This window comes from Okeania sp. SIO3I5, assembly GCF_010672085.1.
Classification (GTDB): Bacteria; Cyanobacteriota; Cyanobacteriia; order Cyanobacteriales; family Microcoleaceae; genus Trichodesmium.
In genome coordinates, this window is sequence record NZ_JAAHHT010000022.1 from 1 (window position 1) to 9,409 (window position 9,409).

The 9,409-nt window shown below is 37.4% G+C and carries 5 protein-coding genes; 3 read left to right on the top strand and 2 right to left on the bottom strand.

The window, feature by feature from the left end; genetic code table 11:
- Window positions 1–228 precede the first annotated feature (228 nt).
- The 3 genes from F6K40_RS07470 to F6K40_RS07480 all read left to right on the top strand — a co-directional run bounded on the left by F6K40_RS07470 (window position 229) and on the right by F6K40_RS07480 (window position 7,044).
- Window positions 229–1,836, top strand: coding sequence for a polysaccharide biosynthesis tyrosine autokinase (locus F6K40_RS07470; RefSeq protein ID WP_293133574.1), 1,608 nt, complete (start codon window positions 229–231; stop codon window positions 1,834–1,836).
- 491 nt (window positions 1,837–2,327) lie between these two features.
- Window positions 2,328–3,695 carry an NAD-dependent succinate-semialdehyde dehydrogenase gene (locus F6K40_RS07475; RefSeq protein ID WP_293133577.1) on the top strand — a complete coding sequence of 456 codons (1,368 nt, stop codon included), beginning with the start codon at window positions 2,328–2,330 and terminating at the stop codon, window positions 3,693–3,695.
- Between the two features lie 1,711 nt (window positions 3,696–5,406).
- Complete coding sequence (locus F6K40_RS07480) at window positions 5,407–7,044, top strand: acetolactate synthase large subunit (protein WP_293133580.1); 1,638 nt, start codon at window positions 5,407–5,409, stop codon at window positions 7,042–7,044.
- On the opposite strand, the gene F6K40_RS07485 is transcribed toward F6K40_RS07480, so the two are convergent.
- Window positions 7,037–7,171, bottom strand: a complete 135-nt coding sequence (locus F6K40_RS07485; RefSeq protein ID WP_293133583.1) for a hypothetical protein — start codon at window positions 7,169–7,171, stop codon at window positions 7,037–7,039. The two genes, F6K40_RS07480 and F6K40_RS07485, sit on opposite strands and share 8 nt — an antisense overlap.
- Window positions 7,172–7,854: 683 nt before the next feature.
- Window positions 7,855–8,934, bottom strand: coding sequence for a class II fructose-bisphosphate aldolase (gene fba / locus F6K40_RS07490; RefSeq protein WP_293133586.1), 1,080 nt, complete (start codon window positions 8,932–8,934; stop codon window positions 7,855–7,857).
- Between the last annotated feature and the right edge of the window lie 475 nt (window positions 8,935–9,409).

Sequence of the window (9,409 nt, forward strand, 5' to 3'; positions counted from 1 at the left end):
CGAGTAATATCTACTAGATGAAGCATCCGATCTGTTAAAAGATTAGATGAGACTAAAATAATAGAAGTTAGCTATAAAGATTCAGACCAAAATAAAATTAAGTTTGTTTTAGATAAACTAGCAGCAGCTTATACTAAATATGGTCGTGAAGATAATCAAAGTAAGACTGGTGAAGGGTTAAAATTTGTTGAGTCACAAATTCCTAAATATCAGCAAAAAATCAAAAAATTGCGACAGGAATTACAGCAGCTACAACAAGAGTATCTGTTTATTAATCCAGAAATTAAAAGTCAAGAAATAGCAGCAGAAAAAAATCAAATTCAATCTCAAAAACTAGAGAATAAAATATTGCTTGACCAACAGCGATCGCTCTATACTATGTTGCAAAGTCAGTTGGGTATTAATCCAGAAGAAGCTTTGATAGCTTCAGCTTTAAGTCAATCTCCAAGATATCAATCATTATTAAATGAATTACAAAAAGTAGAAACAACGATTGCTCTAGAGTCAGCTCGTTTTAAAGATAAAGCTCCTCAAATGCAAGCTTTATATCAACAGCGAGAAAAATTACTGCCTTTATTAGATCGAGAGGCAGAAAAAGTTATTGGCAGAGATATAGAAGAAGTTAGTAAAAAGGCTTTAGCTTTTCAAGATTCTGTTCGCTTAGAATTAATTCACAAAATGATATTAGCTGCTAATCAAATAGAGGTGATGGAAGTTAGAGGTAAGGTATTGGATGAAGCTGAAGCTAAGTTAAATGAATATGCTGAAAAGATGCCAGAAGTAGTAAGGCGTTATACGGAAATTCAGCAAGAATTAGAAATATCAAATAAAACGATTAAAGAGCTTTTAGAAAAACAAAAAATATTACAAATAGAAGCTGCTGAAACAAAATTACCTTGGGAATTAATTGCACCACCAGAATTACTAAAAACTCAAAACGGTGAGTTAGTAACAGTCTCTCCAAATATGTTATTAAATCTTTTCCTGGGAGGGTTGACAGGATTAGTATTGGGAATATTATTAGCTCAGTTGGGAGAGAGATTTAAGCAGGATGTTTTTGAGACGCCAAAAGAGGTAAAAAAATCTATAGGTTTACCTTTATTGGGAGTAATTCCTGTACATGAACAAAGAATTTGGATGAATGATGAATTGAAAGAAAAGAAAAGTTCATCTTTGGTTTTATATCCTTCAGCTTTTCAAGAAGCTTTCCGTACTTTAAATGCTAATATTCGTCTATTAAATATCGAAAATCCGATTAATTCTTTTGTAATTAGTTCGGCTTTACCAGGGGATGGTAAATCTACTGTAGCGGGTCATTTAGCTCGCGCTGCTGCTGCTATGGGTCAACGGGTATTATTAATAGATGCCGATCTACGTTGTCCACAAATTCATAATATGATGGGATTGTCAAATCAACAGGGGTTAAGTAGTGTAATTATTGATGGTACGCCAATAGAAGCAGCAATTCAGCGATCGCCTGTGGATGAAAATCTATTTGTCTTGACTTCTGGACCTATTCCCCCAGACCCAACAAAAATTTTGTCTTCAAGTCAGATGCAGCAATTGATTCAAGAGGGGGTTAGCACTTTTGATTTGGCGATCTGTGATACTGCTCCGTTATTGGGAAGAGCTGATGCTAATTTATTGGCAGCTTATACTAATGGATTATTGTTAGTGGTGGGGTTGGGTAAGACTGAGCGAGAGGCTTTGGGTTTGGCTCTGGATGATTTGAGTATGGCAGGTGTACCGATGTTGGGTATTGTTGGTAATGGCGATCGGGCGGATTCTTATTATCAACGATATTATGACTATGAGGGAGTAGGGATTAGGGAGTAAGGAATAGGGAGTGTGGGGAAGATGGGGAAATGATGTGATGACTCAGTTATTTATGCCATCTTTTTGTATGGAAATATCTCAAGCTCGCTGAAAAACAATACTGTCTTAAGTTGAATAAAAAATCATGTATATGGGCGAGCAACCCCTGATAGTCTCTATGATATCAAACTTTTTGTCAGGATGCAAGCGAAAATCCTTTGGCGTGGCGATTTTTTTTCATTTGCTGAAGCTCCCGGAGGTGGCGGATGAAATTTTTTCTCACACCTCGTCTCCTCTACTCTTTTACTCCTTAAAAAAAATGCATTGTAAAAGATAGTAAAGAACTAATTGGTTTGTCTAGCCTCAGGGATTATGATGGAGAAGAAAACTAAATTAGGTTAACAAAAGTTTGAGCCTATAAAAACTTAGCTTTTGGCTTTTAACTTTTGACTTTAAAGCGTCAAAGCTTTGAGCTTATAAAATCTTACTTTTGACTTTTAACTTGAAAAAATATGCCGATCGCTACAATTAATCCAGCAACAGGAGAAATACTCAAAACTTTTGAGCCAATCACAGATACAGAAATAGAGGCTAAATTAGAATTGGCAGAAAAAACCTTTCGCCAATATCGTCAAGTTCCCATTACCCAACGGGGAGAATGGTTATTAGCAGCAGCAGACATATTAGAGAAAAACGCCGAGAAATTTGGCAAAATAATGACCCTCGAAATGGGTAAAACTCTGAGTGGAGCGATCGCCGAAGCTAAAAAATGTGCTTTAGTCTGTCGGTACTATGCAGAAAAGGCAGCTAATTTTCTAGCAGATGTCCCTGCACAAACCGACGCTAGTAAATCTTATGTCCGTTATCAACCAATTGGCCCAGTGCTGGCTGTTATGCCCTGGAATTTTCCTTTTTGGCAGGTTTTCCGGTTTGCTGCACCAGCTTTAATGGCAGGAAATGTTGGTTTATTGAAACACGCCTCTAATGTGCCTCAATGTGCTTTAGCTATTGAAGAAATTTTTAAAGAGGCAGGTTTCCCAGAGGGTGCTTTTCAAACTTTATTGATAGGGTCAGATAAGGTGTCTGGGATTATGGCAGATGACCGAGTAAAGGCAGGAACTTTAACTGGTAGTGAACCTGCGGGTGCAAGTTTAGCAGCAACAGCAGGTAGGGCTATTAAAAAGACTGTTTTGGAATTGGGAGGTAGTGACCCTTTTATAGTTTTAGAAAGTGCCGATTTAGAAGCAGCAGTTTCTACGGCAGTTACAGCTAGGATGTTAAATAGCGGTCAATCTTGTATTGCTGCTAAACGTTTTATTTTGGCAGAGGCGATCGCTGATGAATTTCAACAAGGTCTGATAGAAAAGTTTGAGGCTTTAAAGGTAGGAGACCCGATGTTGCCTGATACTAATATTGGTCCTTTGGCAACTCCATCTATTCTTGAAGAGTTAAATGCTCAAGTAGAAGCTTCTGTGGAGAAAGGAGCAAAAATTCTCACAGGGGGTCGTTCTTTATCTGACTTTCCTGGAAATTTTTACCCTCCGACAATTTTAGCTGAGATACCAACAGATTCTCCTGCTTATCAGGAAGAATTTTTTGGTCCGGTGGCTTTAGTATTTCGGGTTGCTAATATTGATGAGGCTATAGAGTTGGCAAACAATACTCCTTTTGGGTTAGGTGCAAGTGCATGGACTACAGATACAGCAGAGGCAGATAGGTTAATATCGGATTTAGAAGCGGGTGCTGTTTTTATCAACGGTTTGGTTAAGTCTGACCCACGTCTACCTTTTGGGGGAATTAAACGTTCTGGTTATGGTCGGGAACTTAGCAGGGAAGGTATTTTGGAATTTGTCAATATTAAGACTGTTTGGATTAAATAGTTCGAGTTTGTTCAAAAGAAGGCCGTTGCATATTTGTGCATTGGAATTACAGCCTTAGAGAAAAAGGAAGTAAAGGATGAGATTGCCTTTTGTGCAAAGATTTATCCCTTGAAAAAACTCAGACGTCTTAGTTTAGTTTGGAGATGAGGCATTCTATATTTGTACATTGGAATTATAGTTTTAGAGACAGAGGAACTAAAAGATAAGATTGCCTTTTGTGGAAAGATTTATCCCTTGAAAAAACTCAGACGTCTTAGTTTAGTTTGGAGATGAGGCTTTGTATATTTGTACATTGGAATTATAGTTTTAGAGACAGAGGAACTAAAAGATAAGATTGCCTTTTGTGGAAAGATTTATCCCTTGAAAAAACTCAGACGTCTTAGTTTAGTTTGGAGATGAGGCTTTGTATATTTGTACATTGGAATTATAGTTTTAGAGACAGAGGAACTAAAAGATAAGATTGCCTTTTGTGGAAAGATTCATCCTTGGAAAAACTCAGACGTCTTAGTTTCGAGATAAATTTTCCTTCCTTTGCATATTGGAATTATAGTTTTAGAGACAGAGGCACTAAAGGATAAGATTACCTTTTGTGGAAAGATTCATCCTTGGAAAAACTCAGACGTCTTAGTTTCGAGATAAAGCTTCCTTCCTTTGCACATTGAAATTATAGCTTTAGAGACAGAGTTAAGTAAAGAATGAGATTGCCTTTTGTGGAAAGATTCATCCTTGGAAAAACTCAGACGTCTTAGTTTCGAGATAAATTTTCCTTCCTTTGCATATTGGAATTATAGCTTTAGAGAAACAGGAAGTAAAGAATGAGATTACCTTTTCTGGAAAGATTTATTCTTCGGAAAAACTCAGACGTCTTAGTTTCGAGATAAATTTTCCTTCCTTTGCACATTGGAATTATAGTTTTAGAGAAACAGGAAGTAAAGAATGAGATTACCTTTTCTGGAAAGATTTATTCTTCGGAAAAACTCAGACGTCTTAGTTTCGAGATAAAGCTTCCTTCCTTTGCACATTGGAATTATAGTTTTAGAGAAACAGGAAGTAAAGAATGAGATTACCTTTTCTGGAAAGATTTATTCTTCGGAAAAACTCAGACGTCTTAGTTTCGAGATAAATTTTCCTTCCTTTGCATATTGGAATTATAGTTTTAGAGAAACAGGAAGTAAAGAATGAGATTACCTTTTCTGGAAAGATTCATCTTCAAGAGAGCGAGGGACTTCCCGCAAGGGAAGTTAAAATATCTAAAATCTTTAGTGCATAGCAACAATAATATAGTCAAATAAACCTTTGATTGTTAAAGTAACTAGATTCCATTTTGAAATGTTGATTTTGACTTATACCAGTTTAAAAAATAATATTTTCACCTCAAATACTTGGAATCTGCTGTCAATAAAGATCGAGTTTTTCCCTATTCCTTATTCCCTACTAGCTCCCTTTTTTGGGTGCATCTCATATTTGCAAAAATACTTTTTTCCTATTCCCTATTCTCTGTTTCCTAAAAGCAATATTTTTTGGCTTTCTTTAAAATTGAGATGCACCCCTTTTTTTCAATTTTGACTTAGTTTTTACCGAAAAATTAAGGTATAAATCCTTCTATTTCAAGAAAACAAATAAATAATATTTCCTGAATTCAATCCTCTTAATTTTAACCAGAGGTAATTATCCATTAATGAACACTTTTTATAAAAGGAGAAAAATCAAAATGAACACTGCCGAATTATTAGTAAAATGCCTGGAAAATGAAGGGGTAAAATATATATTTGGATTGCCTGGAGAAGAAAATCTAAACATTCTAGAAGCTCTGAAAAATTCCTCAATTCAATTTATTACTACTCGACACGAACAGGGTGCTGCTTTTATGGCAGATGTCTATGGTCGTCTTACAGGAAAAGCAGGAGTTTGTTTATCAACATTAGGTCCTGGTGCTACTAATTTAATGACTGGTGTTGCTGATGCTAATTTAGATGGGGCGCCTTTAGTGGCAATTACAGGTCAAGTTGGTACTGATAGAATGCACATTGAATCTCACCAATATTTAGATTTGGTGGCTATGTTTTCTCCAGTTACTAAATGGAATGCTCAAATTGTTAACCCTAGTAATACACAAGAAATTGTCCGTAAAGCATTTAAGGTAGCTCAACAAGAAAAGCCTGGTGCTGTTCATATTGATTTACCAGAAAATATTGCTGCAATGTCTGTGGAGGGAAAACCTTTGCATCCAGATAAGCGGGAAAAATCTTATTCTGCTTATCACAGTATGACGGAGGCAGCAGTGGCAATTTCTAAGGCAAAAAATCCTCTTATTTTAGTTGGAAATGGAGCGATTCGAGGAAATGCAAGTGATGCTTTGACAGAGTTTGCTACACAATTAAATATTCCTGTTGCTAGTACTTTTATGGGTAAAGGTGTGATTCCTTACACTCATCCTTTGTCTTTATGGACGACAGGATTACAACAACGGGATTATATTAGTTGTGCTTTTGATGAAACAGATTTGGTTATTGCGGTTGGTTATGATTTGATTGAATATTCACCGAAAAAATGGAACCCTCAAGGAGAAATTCCGATTATTCATGTGGGGGCAAAATATGCAGAGATTGATAGTAGTTATATTCCTATAGCTGAAATAGTTGGAGATATTTCTGATTCTTTGAATGAAATTTTGCGACGCTCGGAACGCATAAATAAATTAAGTCCGAATGTATCAGAAATTAGAAAAAATATGCGCTCTGAATATGAGGAATATGGTCAGGATGATGGGTTTCCAATTAAACCTCAAAAACTAATTTATGATTTACGTCAGGTCATGGGTGCGGAGGATATTGTTATTTCTGATGTTGGTGCCCATAAAATGTGGATTGCTAGACATTATCATTGTGACCGTCCTAATACTTGTTTGATTTCTAATGGGTTTGCGGCTATGGGTATTGCTATTCCTGGAGCGATCGCTGCGAAGTTGGTTTATCCTGAGCGTAAGGTTGTGGCAGCTACTGGGGATGGTGGGTTTATGATGAATTGTCAAGAGTTGGAAACTGCTTTACGGGTGGGTACTGCTTTTGTGACTTTGATTTTTAATGATGGTGGTTATGGTTTGATTGAGTGGAAACAGGAAAATCATTTTGGGGAGTCTTCTTTTATTAAGTTTGGCAATCCTGATTTTGTTAGGTTTGCTGAAAGTTTTGGTTTGAAGGGTTATCGAGTTGAGTCTGCTGCTGATTTAATTCCTACTCTGAAGGAGGCTCTGGTTCAGGATGTTCCTGCTGTGATAGATTGTCCTATTGATTACCGAGAAAATACTCTTTTTAGTCAAAAGTCAGGTGGTTTAAGTTGTTCTATTTAGGAAATAGGGAGTAGCGAGTAGAGCAGGACTTACGCAAAGCTACCTTATGTGGTAGGGGCAAATGCCATTTGCCCTCTACAGATTTTATAGCGATCGCTCCTTGACAGCTAGACACGGATTTGGCCACGGATACACGGATGATCGGAATGCTCTTGACATACTCCCGACGTTGCCCTTCTATTCCCCCCTTTCAAAGGGGGGTTAGGGGGGATGGACAACGCGGGATTCTGAGCGTCTGGGAAACCCTGACCGCTGCGCATGACAGAGGTGATGTCCTCCCCCTGTGTTTCTGTATATTTCAAAAACTTATCATTGAGGAATTAGACCTTTTTAGGTTCTAAACACTACATATCTAAAACGTTATAGTTTTAGAACTCTGTATATAGTGTTTTTCCCTAAATCCTGATTAAATTAGAAAAAAAATTGGAAGCTTTGTGTATATTTCAAAAACTTATCATTGAGGAATTAGACCTTTTTAGGTTCTAAACACTACATATCTAAAACGTTACAGTTTTGACACTCTGCATATAGTGTTTTTCCTAAGTCCTCTGATTGAATTAGAAAAAAATTGGAAGCTTTGTGTATATTTCAAAAACTTATCATTGAGGAATTAGACCTTTTTAGGTTCTAAACACTACATATCTAAAACGTTACAGTTTTGGCACTCTGTATATAGTATTCTTCCCTAAGTCCTGATTAAATTCTTGGGAAAAGTGGCAAAAAAAATGAGAAGCCTTAAGTTGTTCTAAGAACTTCTCATCAACTAATTAGATAATTGAGAAATTAGACTAGAAAATTCTCACAAACAAACTATACAGAAACTGCTGTCTTAGTAGTAGCAGCTAATTCTCCACTAGCATATTTAACAGAAAACTCATCCAAAGTTTGAACCTTAATCTTACTAGCATTACCAGCAGTACCGAACTGTTGATAACGATCCAAACATACCTGCTTCATTAACTTAATAGAAGGCTTCAAGAAGTGACGAGGGTCAAAGTTAGAAGGATCTTCAGCAGCAGCCTTACGAATAGCAGCAGTAATAGCTAAACGGTTATCAGTATCAATATTCACCTTACGCACACCACTCTTAATACCTTTTTGAATCTCTTCAACAGGTACACCGTAAGTTTCAGGAATATTGCCACCATACTCGTTAATCATAGCCAATAAATCTTCAGGAACAGAAGAAGAACCGTGCATAACCAAGTGAGTATTAGGTAGACGACGGTGAATTTCTTCAATTCGGCTAATGGCCAAAATTTCTCCAGTAGGCTTACGAGTAAACTTATAAGCACCATGGCTAGTACCAATAGCAACTGCTAGAGCATCTACTTGAGTTTGTTCTACAAATTGTACAGCCTCATCTGGATCTGTTAAAAGTTGATCTTCGGTAAGCTTACCTTCAGCTCCATGGCCATCTTCCTTATCACCCATACCAGTTTCTAAGGAACCTAAACAACCTAGTTCACCTTCTACACTTACACCGATGGAGTGAGCAACCTTCACTACTTCAGCAGTAACATTAACGTTATATTCAAAGCTAGCTGGAGTCTTAGCATCTGCCTCGAGAGAACCATCCATCATTACGCTAGTGAAACCGTGGCGCATAGCGGAATAGCAAGTAGAGGGTGCATTACCATGATCTTGGTGCATAGCAATGGGAAGATGAGGGTAAGTCTCTACAGCGGCCAAGATTAAATGACGCAGAAAATTTTCACCAGCATATTTGCGTGCCCCACGAGAAGCTTGTAAAATTACAGGGCTGTCTGCTTCATCTGCGGCCTGCATAATGGACTGAATTTGCTCCATGTTGTTGACATTATACGCAGGAATGCCATAACCGTTTTCTGCTGCGTGGTCTAGTAGTAAGCGCATTGGTACGATAGCCATACCTTATTCTCCTCTCTTAAATATTTTGGACTTTTTGTTATTAGCTTATTAGTAACTTGATTTACTTATAGCTTAATTCTTATGACAATCTTAAGACAAGTTGAAGATTATGTCTATCGATCTTAAATTAATTTATTTTTGACTAAATTTTGTTAAAGTCCCACCCCTGGTTGGACGCCATTGGGTTTAGTAATCCAATAGCTAACCAAAGATTACTGTATCCTAACTCATTTTTGCAGATCAAGGCCAGGAGGTAGTAAGGATATTCAGGCAAAGTTAGATAAGTGACATCCTCCCGACGCTGACCCTACGGGTACAGCGCAGGCTTCCTAACCTCGCAGTTATGCTTTCCTGCCCCACGCCACTTATCTAGGTCATAGACCCCCGACAGACCGACTTGACAGGCTGTTTCCTTTCCCCAGAGTCCCTGGGCTACTACATTCTCTAGTCCACGATGCAAAACCATTTCTGCTGC